This is a genomic window from Actinacidiphila rubida, assembly GCF_900110255.1.
Classification (GTDB): domain Bacteria; phylum Actinomycetota; class Actinomycetes; order Streptomycetales; family Streptomycetaceae; genus Actinacidiphila; species Actinacidiphila rubida.
On record NZ_FODD01000022.1, the window covers coordinates 148,491 to 163,312 of the forward strand.

At 72.0% G+C, this 14,822-nt stretch carries 14 protein-coding genes; 11 read left to right on the plus strand and 3 right to left on the minus strand.

What is annotated here, in order from left to right; all coding sequences use genetic code 11:
* The first annotated feature begins 46 nt into the window (after positions 1 to 46).
* The 3 genes from BMW99_RS22545 (at position 47) to BMW99_RS22555 (ending at position 2,976) form a co-directional block, all read left to right on the plus strand.
* Positions 47 to 1,033, plus strand: coding sequence for a BadF/BadG/BcrA/BcrD ATPase family protein (locus BMW99_RS22545; RefSeq protein WP_069466635.1), 987 nt, complete (start codon positions 47 to 49; stop codon positions 1,031 to 1,033).
* Positions 1,030 to 2,010 carry a DMT family transporter gene (locus tag BMW99_RS22550; protein ID WP_069466636.1) on the plus strand — a complete coding sequence of 327 codons (981 nt, stop codon included), beginning with the start codon at positions 1,030 to 1,032 and terminating at the stop codon, positions 2,008 to 2,010. The genes BMW99_RS22545 and BMW99_RS22550 overlap by 4 nt, the downstream gene beginning before the upstream one ends.
* Positions 2,011 to 2,127: 117 nt before the next feature.
* Positions 2,128 to 2,976 (plus strand): class II fructose-bisphosphate aldolase, encoded by an 849-nt coding sequence (locus BMW99_RS22555; protein ID WP_069466637.1) that lies wholly within the window; start codon positions 2,128 to 2,130, stop codon positions 2,974 to 2,976.
* 55 nt (positions 2,977 to 3,031) lie between these two features.
* Here the strand turns inward: BMW99_RS22555 and BMW99_RS22560 are convergent, their stop codons facing one another.
* Positions 3,032 to 3,985: an aldo/keto reductase gene (locus BMW99_RS22560; protein WP_069466638.1), complete on the minus strand. Its 954-nt coding sequence runs from the start codon at positions 3,983 to 3,985 to the stop codon at positions 3,032 to 3,034.
* A 146-nt stretch (positions 3,986 to 4,131) separates the two neighbouring features.
* Between BMW99_RS22560 and BMW99_RS22565 the strand changes: the two genes are divergently transcribed.
* Positions 4,132 to 5,073 carry a helix-turn-helix transcriptional regulator gene (locus BMW99_RS22565; protein ID WP_069466639.1) on the plus strand — a complete coding sequence of 314 codons (942 nt, stop codon included), beginning with the start codon at positions 4,132 to 4,134 and terminating at the stop codon, positions 5,071 to 5,073.
* A gap of 47 nt (positions 5,074 to 5,120) precedes the next feature.
* Here the strand turns inward: BMW99_RS22565 and BMW99_RS42910 are convergent, their stop codons facing one another.
* Entirely contained in the window at positions 5,121 to 6,284 is a 1,164-nt protein-coding gene (locus tag BMW99_RS42910) for a TIGR03086 family metal-binding protein (protein ID WP_322900212.1), read from the minus strand.
* 54 nt (positions 6,285 to 6,338) lie between these two features.
* Between BMW99_RS42910 and BMW99_RS22580 the strand changes: the two genes are divergently transcribed.
* The 3 genes from BMW99_RS22580 to BMW99_RS22590 all read left to right on the plus strand — a co-directional run bounded on the left by BMW99_RS22580 (position 6,339) and on the right by BMW99_RS22590 (position 10,790).
* Positions 6,339 to 6,803, plus strand: a complete 465-nt coding sequence (locus tag BMW99_RS22580) for a MarR family winged helix-turn-helix transcriptional regulator (protein ID WP_069465553.1) — start codon at positions 6,339 to 6,341, stop codon at positions 6,801 to 6,803.
* A 195-nt stretch (positions 6,804 to 6,998) separates the two neighbouring features.
* Positions 6,999 to 8,978, plus strand: a complete 1,980-nt coding sequence (locus BMW99_RS22585; protein WP_245791585.1) for a lamin tail domain-containing protein — start codon at positions 6,999 to 7,001, stop codon at positions 8,976 to 8,978.
* Between the two features lie 204 nt (positions 8,979 to 9,182).
* Positions 9,183 to 10,790, plus strand: a complete 1,608-nt coding sequence (locus BMW99_RS22590; RefSeq protein ID WP_069463447.1) for an AMP-binding protein — start codon at positions 9,183 to 9,185, stop codon at positions 10,788 to 10,790.
* Positions 10,791 to 10,813: 23 nt separating this feature from the next.
* Here the strand turns inward: BMW99_RS22590 and BMW99_RS22595 are convergent, their stop codons facing one another.
* Positions 10,814 to 11,359 carry a winged helix-turn-helix transcriptional regulator gene (locus tag BMW99_RS22595; RefSeq protein WP_079138396.1) on the minus strand — a complete coding sequence of 182 codons (546 nt, stop codon included), beginning with the start codon at positions 11,357 to 11,359 and terminating at the stop codon, positions 10,814 to 10,816.
* Between the two features lie 124 nt (positions 11,360 to 11,483).
* On the opposite strand from BMW99_RS22595, the gene BMW99_RS22600 reads away from it, so the two are divergent.
* The 4 genes from BMW99_RS22600 to BMW99_RS22615 all read left to right on the plus strand — a co-directional run bounded on the left by BMW99_RS22600 (position 11,484) and on the right by BMW99_RS22615 (position 14,724).
* A complete protein-coding gene (locus BMW99_RS22600) occupies positions 11,484 to 12,269 on the plus strand; it encodes an SDR family oxidoreductase (RefSeq protein WP_069463444.1) in 786 nt (261 codons plus the stop codon).
* A 36-nt stretch (positions 12,270 to 12,305) separates the two neighbouring features.
* Positions 12,306 to 12,662, plus strand: a complete 357-nt coding sequence (locus tag BMW99_RS22605) for a nuclear transport factor 2-like protein (RefSeq protein WP_069463443.1) — start codon at positions 12,306 to 12,308, stop codon at positions 12,660 to 12,662.
* Positions 12,663 to 12,914: 252 nt separating this feature from the next.
* Positions 12,915 to 13,283, plus strand: a complete 369-nt coding sequence (locus tag BMW99_RS22610) for a hypothetical protein (protein WP_069463442.1) — start codon at positions 12,915 to 12,917, stop codon at positions 13,281 to 13,283.
* Positions 13,284 to 13,941: 658 nt separating this feature from the next.
* Positions 13,942 to 14,724 (plus strand): transglycosylase SLT domain-containing protein, encoded by a 783-nt coding sequence (locus BMW99_RS22615; RefSeq protein WP_079138395.1) that lies wholly within the window; start codon positions 13,942 to 13,944, stop codon positions 14,722 to 14,724.
* The last annotated feature ends 98 nt before the right edge of the window (positions 14,725 to 14,822 follow it).

Consider the following 14,822-nt stretch of genomic DNA (forward strand, 5'->3'; position numbering starts at 1 on the left):
TCGGCTCAACGGCGTGGTGTGAGGGCGCCGGACGGAGGTTTGCACAATGTTCCTGGGTGTTGACGGCGGAGGTACCAAGACCGCCTTCGTCCTGGTCGACCGCGCCGGCCGGGTGCTGGGGCGGGCACAGGCGCCAAGCTCGTACTACTTCTCGGACGGCATCGACCTCGTCGAGCGCGTCCTGAAGCAGGGTGTGGACGCGGTCTGCGCGACTGCCGGGGTGACTCCGGCGCAGATCGACCACGCGTTCTTCGCCATACCCGGCTACGGGGAGTCGGCGGGGGACCTGCCGGTTCTCGACGCCGTCCCACGGAGGGTGCTGGGACACGACCGCTACGCGTGCGACAACGACATGGTCTGCGGCTGGGCCGGTTCGCTGGGCGCGGTGGACGGCATCAACGTGATCAGCGGCACGGGCTCGATGACCTACGGCGAACGGCTCGGACGCGGGGTGCGCGTCGGCGGATGGGGAGAGCTGTTCGGCGACGAGGGCTCGGCCTACTGGATCGCGATCCGCGGCCTCAACGCCTTCTCGCGGATGAGCGACGGCCGGCAGCCGGAGGGCCCGCTGGCCGCGCTGCTCCGGAGCCGCCTCGAACCGGGGTCCGACCTGGACGTGATCGACATCGTCTACAACCGGTGGAAGGGGGACCGCGGCCGGATCGCCGCGCTCAGCCGTGTGGTGGCGGACGCCGCCGCGCTGGGCGACGCGTCGGCCGCCGCCATCCTGGCCGAGGCCGGCCGCGAACTGGCCCTGGTGGTGGACGTCACCCGCGAGCGGCTGGGCTTCGCTCCGGGCGAGACCGTGCCGGTCTCGTACTCCGGCGGCACGTTCGCCGCCGCGGAGGTCCTGGCCGCGTTCACCGCGGCGCTGGAGAGCAGTCACGCCGGTTACGAACTGCGGCAGCCCCTGTACGAACCGGTCGTCGGCGCCGCGCTGTACGCCGCGAAACTGTCCGGCACTCCGCTCGACCGCACCGCGCTCGACGCCCTGCGCTCGGTACCGCAGAACGCAGCAGAGGAGACGCGATGACCTCGATGAACCCGGTGACCAACGCCAGGCGGGGCTGGATGGTCTACGCGACCCTGCTGGTGGTCTTCTGGGGCGTCTGGGGGGCCTTCTCCAGCCAGCCCAACACCCGGTACGGCTATCCCAACGAGATGATCTACATCATCTGGGCCTTCACGATGCTGATCCCCGCCGGCGTCGCGCTGCGCGGCAACCGGTTCGACCGCAGGCCGGTCGCGGCGATGTGGGGCCTGCTCGCCGGACTGACCGGTGCGGGCGGGCAGCTGCTCCTGTTCCAGGCGCTCTCGGAGGGCCCGGCGTATCTGATCTTCCCCGTGGTGTCGCTGTCCCCGGTGATCACCGTGCTCATGGCGACGGTACTGCTGCGCGAGCGTATCGCCCGGCTCGCCGTGGCGGGCGTGGTCATCGCGCTGGTGGCGATCGTGCTGCTCAGCATTCCGGGCGGCGGAAGCTCGGACGCCCACGGCCCCTGGCTGCTGCTGGCCGTCCTGATCTGCATCGCCTGGGGCGCGCAGGCGTATTGCATGCGCAAGGCCGCACTCGTCGGCGTCAACGACGCCACGACCTTCGGGTGGATGACCGTCAGCGGGCTCCTGCTGGTCCCGGTGGCGTTCGCGATGATGGGCGGCCTGCCGTCCGGGGCGCCCTGGCAGGCCCCGGCGCTCACCGCCGTGACGCAGGTGCTCAACGCGATCGGCGCGCTGTTCCTGGTGATGGCGCTCAGCCGGGGCAAGGCCTCGGTGGTCGCGCCCATCACCAACGCGCTCGCGCCGGTCCTCACGATCGTGCTGTCCCTGGCGGTGTACCAGACCCTTCCCAACGTGTGGGGGACCATCGGCATCGTGCTCGCCCTCGTGGGCTCGACGCTGATGGTGTACAGCGACGAGAAGTCCGGCGAGGACCCCTCCGCGGCGGTCGCCTCCGCGGTCGGACCCGACGATCGTTCCGCGGTCGGCGCCCCGCTCGCCCGCAGGCCCTGACCCACGCCCACCGCGACCCGGCCGGCCCGGACGCCTCGTCCGGGCCGGCCGGGATCACGCGGCACGCCGACCGAGCTGACCGAGCTGACCGAGCTGACCAACCGGAGGAAATCTTCCATGTCCTTGGTGTCCACGGGGGAACTCGTCGCGAAGGCCGCCGCCGGCGGACGGGCCGTCCCCGCGTTCAACGTGATCACGCTGGAGTACGCAGAGGCGGTGACCGCCGGCGCCGCGGCGGCCGGAGTGCCGGTGATCCTGCAGATCAGCGAGAACGCGGTGCGGTTCCACGGTGGCCGGGTCCGGCCGCTCGCGCAGGCCGCGGCCGCGGTCGCCCGCGGCGGCTCGGCCGATGTCGCGCTGCACCTCGACCACGTCACGGACATCCGGCTGCTGCACGAGGCGGCCGACGCGGGATTCTCCTCCGCGATGTTCGACGCGGGAGCGCTGCCGTACGCCGACAACCTGGCCGCCACGCTCGCCGCCGCGCGCTGGGCACACGGCGCGGGGCTGTGGCTGGAGGCCGAACTCGGCTACGTCGGCGGCAAACCCGGTGCGCCCGCGAGCGCACACGCGGCGGGCGTGCGCACCGATCCGGACGAGGCGGCACGCTTCGTCGCGGACACCGGTGTCGACGCCCTCGCGGTCGCCGTCGGCAGCAGTCACGCGATGACCGAGCGCTCCGCCTCCCTGGACCACCCGCTGATCGCACGGCTGCGGGAGGCGCTGCCGGTGCCGCTGGTCCTGCACGGTTCGTCGGGCGTCGCGAACGACGAGCTGCGCCGTGCCGTCTCGGCGGGCGTCGCCAAGGTCAACATCGGCACCGCGCTCGGCATCGCCTTCACCGGCGCGGTGCGCGAGGCGCTGGCGGCGAAGCCGGACGGGGCCGATCCGCGGCACTTCCTCGACCGCGGCCGGGAGGCCGTCGCGGACACCGTCCGCGAGTTGTGCGAGGTCGTGGGCGCCTGAGGCGCGGGGGGCGCGGGCCCCGTGAACGCGGCCCCTTCCGCGGTGCGGACGGCTGCTACATCTCGTGCTCCCAGAAGCCGCGCGTGTCGACGTCCGCGGCATCCGCCAGCGCCTCCAGTTCCGCGACCTCCTCGTCGGCGAGCTCGATCCCGCGGGCCCGGACCAGCCCGTCGATGTGGCCCGCCTTGGTGACCCCGATGATCGGGGTGGTCCCCTTGGAGACGGCCCAGGCGGTGGCGACATCGGCGGCGGACGCGCCGCGGTCCTCGCCGATCGTCCCCATCCGGTCCGTCAGCGCCTGCAGTTGGGGCAGGATGCCGTTGTACACGGCCGCCCGGCTGCTCCCTTCGGGCATCGGATGCGACGGGCTGTACCTGCCGGTCAGCGCGCCCTGCTCGAGGACCATGTAGGAGAAGAACCGCACGTCGTGCTCGCGGCAGTACTCGAGGATGCCCGCGCGCTCCGAGCTGCGGTACAGCAGGCTGTAGTGGTTCTGGACCGCCTCCACGCGGAAGCCGGCCTCGCCGAGGATCCGGTCGGCAAGGGCGATCTCCTCCATGTTGTGGTTCGAGACGCCGACATGCCTGACGGTGCCGTTCTTGAGCAGCGGGATCAGAAGCGGCGTCCACCGTGCCACGTCGGCGGGATTGTGGATCCAGTACAGATCCACATGGTCCGTACGCATCCGGTCGAGGCTCTGCGCCAGCATGTCCGCGACCGGATCGTCGCCGTCGCCCGCGATCTGCGGGGTGAACTTCGTCGACAGCTGGTACGCGCTGCGGTCGTAGCCCGTCAGCGCCTGGGCGAGGACCGTCTCCGAGCGGCCCGAGCCGTACACCGCCGCGGTGTCCCACAAGGTGAAGCCGCTCGACTGCGCCTTCTCGACGACCTCTCGCAGGCCGGACCCGCTCAGCCGACTGCCGAAGTATCCGTCGCCCGCCTCGCCGCTGTCTCCCCAGGCCCATGTGCCCAGCGCCACGGCCGGCACGGTCAGCGCCTTGCTCGTCATGTCCTACCTCCGTTGTGTGTTCTTGGGATCGTGTCGGAACGTGCGAACTCCAGGAGACCGCGATCGCCGCGACCGGAGAAGGTCCCGTCTGTGGGGGTACAACCTCAACCCCCCTCGCGCCGTGACCAGCGTCTACCGTGAACGACATGGACCACCCTTCCGGAAACCGCGGCGAAATCCGGGACTTCCTTGCCGGCCGACGCGCCAGAATCACCCCGGCGCAGGCCGGACTGCCGACCAGCGCCCGTCGCCGGGTCGCCGGGCTGCGGCGCGAGGAGGTCGCCGTCCTCGCCGGCGTGAGCACGGAGTGGTACACGCGGCTGGAGAAGGGGCACATCGGAGGCGTGTCCGAAGGCGTCCTCGACGCGGTCGCTCGTGCCCTGCGGCTGGACGACGACGAACGCACCTACCTGTTCGACCTGGCCCGGTCGTCGCGGCACGCGAGCCGCACGCCGTCGCGTCGCGGGGACGTCGAGGTCCCGCCCCGGGTCCGGTGGCTGCTCGACTCCATGACGACGTCCTCGGCGTTCGTACGCAACGGCCGCACGGACATCGTCGCCGGCAACCCCCTGGCCCGAGCCCTGCTCGCGCCGATCTTCGACAGCGCCACCGGCGACGGGCACGGCCACCCCAACATCGCCCGCTACGTCTTCCTCGAGCCCGGTGCACACGACTTCTTCGTCGACTGGGACGCGGCCGCCGTCGCCACCGCCGCCCTGCTGCGCGCCGAGATGGGGCGCGAGCCCCGCGACCGGGCGCTGCGCGAACTCGTCGGCGAGCTGTCCACCCTCAGCCCGGAGTTTCGCCGCCAATGGGCCGTGCACGACGTCCTGATGCGCCACGACGGCGTCAAACGGCTCCAGCACCCCGACGTCGGTCACCTGGAACTCACCTTCCAGACCCTCGACCTACCCCTGTCGGGCCGAGCCGTGCACGACCTGGTCATCTACACCGCCGAACCCGGCACCGCGTCCGAGGACCGCCTCGAACTCCTCACCACCCGGGCGGCCACTCGGGCCCGGGCGGCACAGCGCACCCGGCATTGTCCTCAGCCCGGCGAAGCCTTCCGGCGGCCCGAAACCGCCTGAGCCCACAGACGCCCCTGCCCCTGCCCCTGCCCGTACGACCGTGCGGGTCAGGCCAGTTCGCGGGCGAGGATCGCGTAGACGTATTCGCTGCTCCAGTGCCTTCCGTCGAGGTCGTTCTCGACGAGGTGGGCCTCGCGGCGCATTCCGAGGCGCTCGCACAACCGGATCGAGGCGTCGTTGCGCGTGTCGAGGCGGGCGAAGAGACGGTGTGCGCCGAGTGTGCCGACGGCTGCCGCCGCCACCGCTCGGGCCGCCTCGGTGGCGTACCCCTTGCCGCTGTGCCCGGGGTGGAAGACCCAGCCGATCTCCACCTGGCGGGCGTGGGCGTCGGCGAGTTTGAGGACGATCTCACCGATGGGTTCGGGGGACTCGGTGCGGCGGACGGCCAGCGCCAGGGAGTCGCCCGCGTTCGACCAGGGGCTGCCCTGCGACCTCTCCTGGATGACCTCGGCGCTGCGCTCCCGGGTGTGCGGCGGACGGTAGAGGTAGCGGGCGACGTCGGGGAGGCCCTGGTAGGCGTGCATCGCGTCCACGTCGTCGGGTGTGAACAGGTCGATCCGCAGGCGGTCGGTGCGCAGCGGCCAGAAGACGCGCGACGTGGGCTCCGGCCAGGTGGGCATCCGTCCGAGGAGACGGAGGATCTCGTCCAGGGGTGTGGCGGAGGAGCCGGCGTCCAGGACCGGGAGGGGGGCCGCGAAGGCGGAGCCGGGGGCGTCGCGGGCGGGGCCGTCGGGAACGGCCCGGGCCACGACGAGCGCGGCGTCCAGGAGGTGGCGGCCGAGGACCACCGGGGTGTCCAGACTCCGGGCCACGTCCCAGGCGTGCACCACGTAGTCGAGGAGGTGGAAGCCGACGGCGATCTCGCCGGGAAACGTCCGCTCGGGATGGATCTCCGGCAGGTGGAAGGGCCGTTCGAGGACGCCGGGTGCGGCGAAGGCGGCCAGGACCTCCTCGGCGGCGGCCAGGTACGCGCCGACCGGATCGGGATCGTCGGGCCGGGGGCACCACACCTCCGGGCCGCCCCCTCCCTTCGCGGCCGTCGCGAAGCCCCGATGCTGCGCGGTCATGTGCGCCAGCAGGTCCCGCAGCGTCCAGGCGGAGCACGGAGTCGGCCGGTCGAGATCGGCCGCGGTCACCTGCGCCACCACGCGCGCGCCGACGCGCACCGCTTCGGCGTCCAGCGCGAGAAGTCCCCCGGAATTCATAGGCATGTGCTGACGATCTACCCGAACCTATCGTCTGTCAACGGTGATTATCATGCGTCCATGACGGACGACGACCGGAGCCGCGATCTCGCCGCGATGCTCCACCCCCTGTTCACCACTCTCGTCAGCGCGGAACGGCCGATCCTCGCCGCGCACGGCCTCTCCATGTGGGGCTACACCGTGCTCGGTGCGCTCGGCGACGGCCCGGTGCGCACGCAGGCGGCGCTCTGCGAGATCATCGGCGCGGACAAGACGCGCATCATCAGCAGCCTCGACGCGCTTCAGGCGGCCGGGCTGATCTCGCGGTCGCCGGACCCGGCCGACCGTCGCGTCCGCCTCCTGTCGATCACCGCCGAGGGACGCGAGGTCCTCAGGTCCGTGCGGGCCGGAATCCGCTCGGTCGAGGACCGCGCGCTCGCCGCGCTCCCGGCCGCCGACCGCCGCGGCTTCCTGCGCGCACTGAACGCCCTGACCCGCACGACGGGCCCCGACGACACGGCGCGAGGTCCGGCGGGTGCGCGGTGACCTGCGGGATGGGGAGTGCGGCCGAGCGGGGAAGTACGCCTGTTCGCGCCGGCCGGTGACCCGGTGGGGCGGGTGACGCCGCCCCATCCCACGGACGGTCAGCACCTTCCTCGGAGCTGACGTTCCGGTGACCAGCAGATGGCATTCAGCTGGAGTACACGCTGTTTCAAGATCGTGTCGACAGAGTTCCGCCTCGTGCCTACCTCACACTCACGTGCCGGCGTCGCCTCCGTGTGCGCCGCGACTCTGACGCTCTCAGGACTCCTCGCGACCGGGATGCTCGCCGCTCAGCCCGCGGCCGCCGCGGACCCGGCCGGCTACCAGAACGTCCGGATCAACGAAGTCACCTCGTCGGGCAACGACACGGTGGAGCTGTACAACACCGGGTCGAGCGCGGTGAGCATCAGCGGCTGGAAGATGTCCGACGACAGCTTCTCGCAGCAGTCGTTCAGCCCGTCCGCCGGCACGATCCCCGCCGGGGGCTTCGTCACCTTCAACTCGCCCAAGGGACTGGGCGACGCGGACAAGCTGGTGATCTACACGTCCGGCGGCACGGTGGTGGACCGCGTCGACTGGGCCACCAACGCGGCGAAGCCGGCGATGGCGCGGTGCGGCGGCGACGGCACCGGAGCCTGGGTGACCACGACCACGGCGTCCACGTTCGGCGCCGCCAACGCCGCGGGCTGCCCGTCGTCGCTCCCCGCGGCGAGCCGCGTGCGGATCAACGAGGTCACCTCGGACGGCTCCGACACCGTGGAGCTGTACAACGGCGGAACGAGCGCCGTCAGCGTCGGGTCGTGGAAGTACGTCGACAACGACCACACCCACTCCCCCGTCTCGATCTCGTCCTCCTCGCCGAGTGCGACGAGCATCCCCGCGGGCGGCTACGCCACGTTCGACTCCACCATCGGTCTGGGCGACAACGACTCGGTCTTCCTCCTGGACAGCACCGGCAGCACCATCGACTCCGCGACCTGGGCGACCGGCGGCGCCAAGCCGTCGGCCGAGCGCTGCGCCAACGGCACGGGCTGGTTCCAGACCTCCACGACCGCGACGCTCGGCGGCGCGAACTCCTGCTCGGGCGGCGGCAGCGGCGGCGGTGGCGGCGGTCAGACCGGCCAACTCCTCGGCGGCGGCGGCTCGCTCACCAGCGGCTGCACCCCCGAATCGCCCTCCGGCACGGGTTCCACCCCCGCGGGCACCCTGGCGTGGCCCGGCGGGCTGGACGTCACGATCGCCGACAACGTCTGCGCGTTCACCACGTCCACCGGTCCCGAGGGCCGGGACGTGAGCGGTCTGGCCTTCGACCCGGCCAACCCGTCGGTGCTGTGGGCCGCGAAGAACAAGAACTGGCTGTACAAGCTGGTCAAGAGCAACGGCAAGTGGGTCCCGGACGCGTCGTGGAGCGCGACGGGCAAGCAGCTCCACTTCGCCGGGGGTTCCGGCCAGCCGGACACCGAGGGTGTGTCCGTCGGCGCGAACGGCCACGTCTACGTGACCTCCGAGCGGGACAACTCCAACAACACGGTCCCCAAGGACACGATCATGGAGTTCGACCCGGCCGCGACGGGTTCGACGCTCACGCCGGTCCACCAGTGGGACATGACCTCGCAGTTCCCCCAGCTCAACACCGGCAGCAAGGACGACGCCAACCTGGGCTTCGAGGGCGTCGGTTACGTCCCGGACAGCTGGCTGACCGCCAACGGCTGGATCGACCCGCTGACCGGTGCCGCGTACAACCCGGCCGACTACCCGCTGCACGGCTCGGGTCTGTTCTTCGCCGGCCTGGAGTGGGACGGCACGCTGCACGTCTACGGCCTGAACTCCGACGGCACGTTCACCACGTTCGGCACCCTCGCGACCGGCAAGTCCGCCGTGATGGACGTGACGTTCGACGCCGGGACCCAGCGGATCGTGGCGACCTGCGACAACACCTGCGGCGAGACGCACACCTTCATGAAGGTCAACGCCGCCGGCGCGATCGTGCCGGATGTGACCTACACCAATCCGGCGGTGATGCCGACCGACAACCTGGAGGGTTTCGCGATCGCGCCGACGTCGACGTGCGTCAACGGCTTCCGCGAGTCGGTCTGGAGTGACGACGGCATCTACGGCTTCGGCTCCGGAAGTTCCTCCTACGGGCACGCCCTCTACAGCGGCACCTTCCCCTGCTGACCGCGCCCGCCCCGGAGACGGCTCACGCACTCCGCCGTCTCCGGGGCGGGGCCCGGGGTCCGGCCCCGAACCCGGCCCGAACCCGGCCCGATTGCCGGTGCTGAGGGCCTGTCGTTCCGGCGCGGATGCGAGCAGCATGGCAGGGCCGCTGCCGCACTCCGCGGGCCGGGCGACGAAGGGGGAACAGCCTTGGCCGAGCTGCCCGTGTTCCGCAGCGAGTACCCCGACGTGGCCGCCGTGGACCTCCCGATCCACGACGCGGTGCTGGGACGGGCGGCCGAGTTCGGCGACCGGCCCGCACTGATCGACGGCGTGGACGGCACGACGCTCACCTACGCGCAGCTCGACTCCTTCACCCGCCGCATCGCCGCGGCCCTGGCGGAGTCCGGCCTGCGCAAGGGCGACGTGCTCGCCCTGCACAGCCCCAACACCATCGCCTACCCGGCCGTGTTCTACGGTGCCACGCGTGCGGGCGCGGCCGTCACCACGGTGCATCCGCTCGCCACCGCCGACGAGTTCGCGCGGCAACTGCGCGACAGCGGGGCCACCTGGCTCGTCACCGTCTCCCCGCTGCTGGAGACCGCCCGCGAGGCCGCGCGGGCGGCCGGCGGGATTCGGGAGATCCTGGTCTGCGACTCCGCCGACGGCCACCGCTCGGTCCTCGACCTCCTGCGCTCGACCGCGCCCGAACCGGTGGTGGATCTCGACCCGGCCCGGGACCTGGCGGCACTGCCGTACTCGTCGGGCACCACGGCCGCGCCGAAGGGCGTGATGCTGACGCACCGCAACATCTCCACCAACCTGGCCCAGCTCGACCCGATGCTGTCGATCGGGCCCGGTCACCGGATCCTGGCCGTCCTCCCCCTGTTCCACATCTACGGGCTCACGGCGCTGATGAACGTGCCGCTGCGCAACGGCGCCACCGTCGTGGTGCTGCCGCGCTTCGATCTGGAGCAGTTCCTCACGACCGTGGAGACCCACCGCGTGCAGGGCCTCTTCGTGGCCCCGCCGATCGTGCTGGCGCTCGCCAAGCATCCCGCGGTCGCGGCCCACGACCTCAGCTCGCTGGAGTACGTGCTGAGTGCCGCGGCCCCGCTCGACGCCGATCTGGCCGAGGCGTGCTCGCGACGGCTCGGACTGCCGCCGATCCTCCAGGCCTACGGGATGACGGAGCTGTCCCCGGGCACCCACGTCGTCCCGCTGTCGGCGCGCGACGCGCCGCCGGGCACCGTCGGCAAGCTCGTGCCCGGCACGGAGATGCGCATCGTCCCGCTCGACGGCACGCCGGCCGGGGGCGCGGGCGCAGCCGGGGTCGCGGGTCGACAGGACGTGGGCGAGATCCACATCCGCGGCCCCCAGGTGATGAAGGGCTACCTCGGCCGGCCCGAGGAGACCGCCGCCATGATCGACGAGGACGGCTGGCTGCGGACCGGAGACGTCGGCCGGGTCGACGCGGACGGCTGGCTGCACGTCGTCGACCGGGTCAAGGAGCTGATCAAGTACAAGGGTTACCAGGTGCCTCCGGCGGAGTTGGAGGCCGTCCTGCTCACCCATCCAGATGTCGCCGACGCGGCGGTCATCGGCGTGCTGGACGCCGACGGCAACGAGGTCCCCAAGGCGTACGTCGTGCCCCAGCCCCGCTCCGCCCTCACCGCCGCCGAGGTGATCGCCCACGTGGCGTCCCACGTCGCGCCGTACAAGAAGGTGCGGAGCGTCGAGTTCACCGAGGCGATCCCGAGGGCGTCGAGCGGCAAGATCCTGCGCCGCGAACTACGCGCCCTGGAGCGCGAGAAGCGGCCGGCACGGGACTGACGGCCCCGGCGGCCGCCGCACCGCTACGAGGCCGCGCCGGTCGCCGCGGTCCCGGTCCCGGCCGTCCCCGCGGTCCCGGCCGTCCCGTTCTCGTACCGCGCGCGCATCGCGGGGCTCGCGGCGGGGCCGGCGGCGAACACGAAGGCCTGGCTGTCGTCGAGTCGGCGGCCGGTCGCGGCGTCGACGATCACCGGCTCGACCTCCTCACCGCTCGCGGCGTCGACGAGGATCATGCTGCGCTCCTCGGGCCGCAGCCGCGCGTTGCCCCAGGCCGCCAGCGCCACGATGACCGGGCGCAGCGAGCGCCCCGTCTCGGTGAGCACGTACTCGTGGCGCACCGGGTTCGTCTGGTAGGGCCGCCGCTCCAGCAGTCCGTCCTCGACGAGCGTCCGGAGCCGGCTGGTGAGCATGCTGGACGATATCCCCAGGCTCTGCTGGAACTGGTCGAAGCGCGTGTAGCCGTCGAAGGCGTCGTGCAGGAGCAGCAGCGTCCACCACTCCCCCACGTGCTGCGCGGTCGCGGACAGCGGGCACTCCCGGTCCTCCTGCCTGATCCGGCTGGCGGCCATCGCGGCATCCCTTCTGGTTACTGCTAGAGTAGAAGTCACTGGCTTTCATTTTAGCACCTACCCCCGTGGGCGGCGCCCGGCGCGCAAGGCCGGAACAGCCCGTGGAACCCGGAAGGAACCTGTCGTGAGCACCGTTGTGAGCGATTCCCTCGAAGGCCGGCGCGCACTGGTGACCGGAGGCACCAAGGGCGCCGGGGCGGCCATCGCCCGCCGCCTGACCGACGCCGGGGCCACGGTTGTGGTGACCGCCCGCAGCCGGCCGCAGGAGCCGGGCCCGGAGCACTTCGTCGCCGCCGACCTCTCCACCGCCGAGGGCGCCGCCGCCGTGGTGTCGGAGGTGCGGCGCCAGGTGGGCGGGGTGGACATCCTGGTGAACGTCCTCGGCGGCTCCGAGGCTCCGTCGGGCGGTTTCGCGGCGCTCGGCGAGGAGGACTGGGCCCGCGAACTCAACACCAACCTGCTGGCCGCCGTCCGGCTGGACCGGGCCCTGCTCCCCGGGATGATCGAGGCGGGCAAGGGCGTGATCGTCCATGTCTCGTCCATCCAGCGCCGCATGCCGCTGTGGAACGGCACGCTCGCGTACGCCGCCGCCAAGGCCGCGCTGACCACCTACAGCAAGGGCCTGTCCAACGAGGTCGCGCCGCACGGGGTGCGCGTCAACACCGTGTCCCCCGGTTTCGTGCAGACCACCGCCGCCGACAACCTCGTCGCCCGGATCGCCGACAACGCCGGCATCAGCCGCGAGGAGGCGCTGGACCAGTTGATGGACTCCCTCGGCGGCATCCCGCTCGGCCGGCCCAACCGGCCGTCCGAGGTCGCCGAGTTGGTGGCCTTCCTCGTCTCCGACCGCGCCTCGGCCATCGTCGGCGCCGAGTACGTCATCGACGGCGGTACCACCCCCACCGTCTGAATCCGCTCCTGCTCCGATCCGACCTGGAGGACCACCATGAACGCCGGACCCACGTCACCCGCGCACCGCGATCTGCCCGCGGTCGTCACCCGCTATCTGGACGCGCACCGGGCGCACGACACGTCGACCGCGATCTCCGCCTTCACCCTCGACGCCACGGTGACCGACGACGGCAGGACCTACGAGGGCACCGCCGTCATCGAGGCGTGGCTGACCCGCTCGTCCAGCGAATACACCTACACGACCACGCTCACCGGCGCGGAACGCGTCGACGCCGCGCACTGGACCGCCACGAACCGGCTGGAAGGCGACTTCCCCGGTGGCGTGGTCGACCTGAACTACCGCTTCACCCTGCGGGACGGCCTGATCGAGCGGCTCGTCATCGAGCCCTGAACGGTCCTCACGGCGGCCGGTGACGTCCCGGGCGGCCAGGACCACGAGGTCCGCGGCGCCTCGTTCCGGGTCGTGGACGAAGGCGACCAGGTGCGCATCGGCCCATCGCTCCACGGCGGCGCCGCCGGCCGGGGGCCGCTGCGAGCAGGGGCGGTAGCCGGACGATAGGCGCCGGCACGGAGACGTGAGGGCTCTTCCCGACAATCGGAGCGACCGGCGGCCGCTCGGGCCGTGGGCGGGAAGGAGTGGAACATGCCTCGCAAGGGTCTCTTCCGGATCGGTGCGCTGGCGGTGGCCGCCGCCGCGACGGTGGTCGCCGCCTCTGGCACCGCCAGCGCCAGTGTGGCCCCCACCCCGGTGATCGCGGACGCGGCGTGCCAGGCCCTGGAGCTGACCAAGACCATCGACGGCCACGACCACATGTTCGTGGACCCGACGGTCGACAAGAGCGACTGCTACTACCTGATCGTCGATGCGAACAACGGCGACACCGTCTACAACACGATGTCCCCCGCCGGGGACCAGCCGCAGCCCGACGGCGTCTACGACGGCCCCGGCGTGCGCCTGTGGGTGGAGGTGGACGACCCGGGCGTCGCCCACGCCATCGGCCCCGTGAACTGACCACCGGGCCATCGGCCCCGTGAACTGATCACCGCCGGACGTCCCGCGACCCACCACGGCCCGAGCGCGGGCCTGGTACGCCGCGGGACGCAGGGCGACGGGGCACGGAGCGTCAGCGCCGCCGACTCCCCGTCGCCGGACGGACGGCCGCAGGGCCCGCGGCCGGTCCGGCGCGTCCGCGTGGCCCTCCTCGTCCCCTCCGCGCGGGCGGCGTGCGCGGCGGCGGGATGTCCTGGACGGCCGAGCCGATCAAGCGGTGGCCGCCGGTCACGGCGCGGGCATCCTCCGCGATCCGCGGGATCGCGCTCGCCTCGGCACCCACCGTGACGGTGCGGGCTGGACGCCGGTCCGCGAGTCCGGTGCGCAGGTCCCCCCGGGTGGCGCGGGAGGCCCGGAATTCTCCTGACGCACCGTGGTTTTCCGTGCCTTTCCGTGAGGACCGGCGAGGCCCTTTGTGATCCCGTCTACGTAACGCGGCTCACATACGAATGGGATTAGTAGAAAGCTCTGCCGAGATCCCCACCAGCAAGGCGATCCGGGCACTCCGGAACTCCTCTTCAGGCTCCATCTACGTGCCGGCCCGTAGACGGGGCCTTTGACCCGCGAATTCGGAACCTCTAACAATTCACGGGTCCCCGCACGAAAGAGGAAAAGCCTGATGCAGCTCCCCGCGATCCCGAAGAAGCTCCCCACGCTCGCCACGTTCAACCGCATGACCAAGAAGCAGAAGATCACCACGGCCGGCGCCGCAGCCGGCGCGGCGGTCGTCCTCGCGGTCACCGGCCTGCAGGCGACCGCGGGAGCCGGCACGGCGACCGCGGCCGACGCGCCCGCCGCGCACAAGGCCACCCAGAGCGCCCCGCAGGCCCCGGCCGCCAAGCCTGCGGCCAAGCCCGCCGCGAAGCCGGCCGCCGAGAAGGCCGCCGCCGCGCACACCCAGGGCAAGGCCGCCTCGCGCTCCGTCACGCGCACCCCGGTCCAGCACACCGCCGCCAAGCCGGCGGCCGTGAACCCCTTGGTCGCGAAGCCGGCCGTCGCCAAGCCCGTCGACAAGCACGTGGTCGCGAAGCCGGTCGCCGCCAAGCCCGCGGCCGCGCCCAAGCCCGTCACCAAGACGTACGCGAACAACCTGGACGGCTGGATCCGCCAGTCGCTGGACATCCTGCACGCCAAGGGCATCCCGGCCAGCTACGAGGGCATCCACCGCAATGTGATCCGTGAGTCCAGCGGCAACCCGCAGGCGATCAACCTGTGGGACATCAACGCCCGCAACGGCATTCCCTCGAAGGGCCTGCTGCAGGTGATCGACCCCACCTTCAAGCGGTTCCACGTCGCCGGCACCTCATGGAACATCTACAACCCGGTCGCCAACATCACCGCCGCCTGCAACTACGCGGCCGACCGGTACGGCTCGATGGACAACGTCAACTCCGCCTACTGATCGGCACCCACTGATCGACAGCAGGCCGAGCCCGGCAGCAGCGGTGGGCCCGCCCCCTCATCCGAGGGGGCGGGCCCACCGCTTTCCGCCGTGAGGGG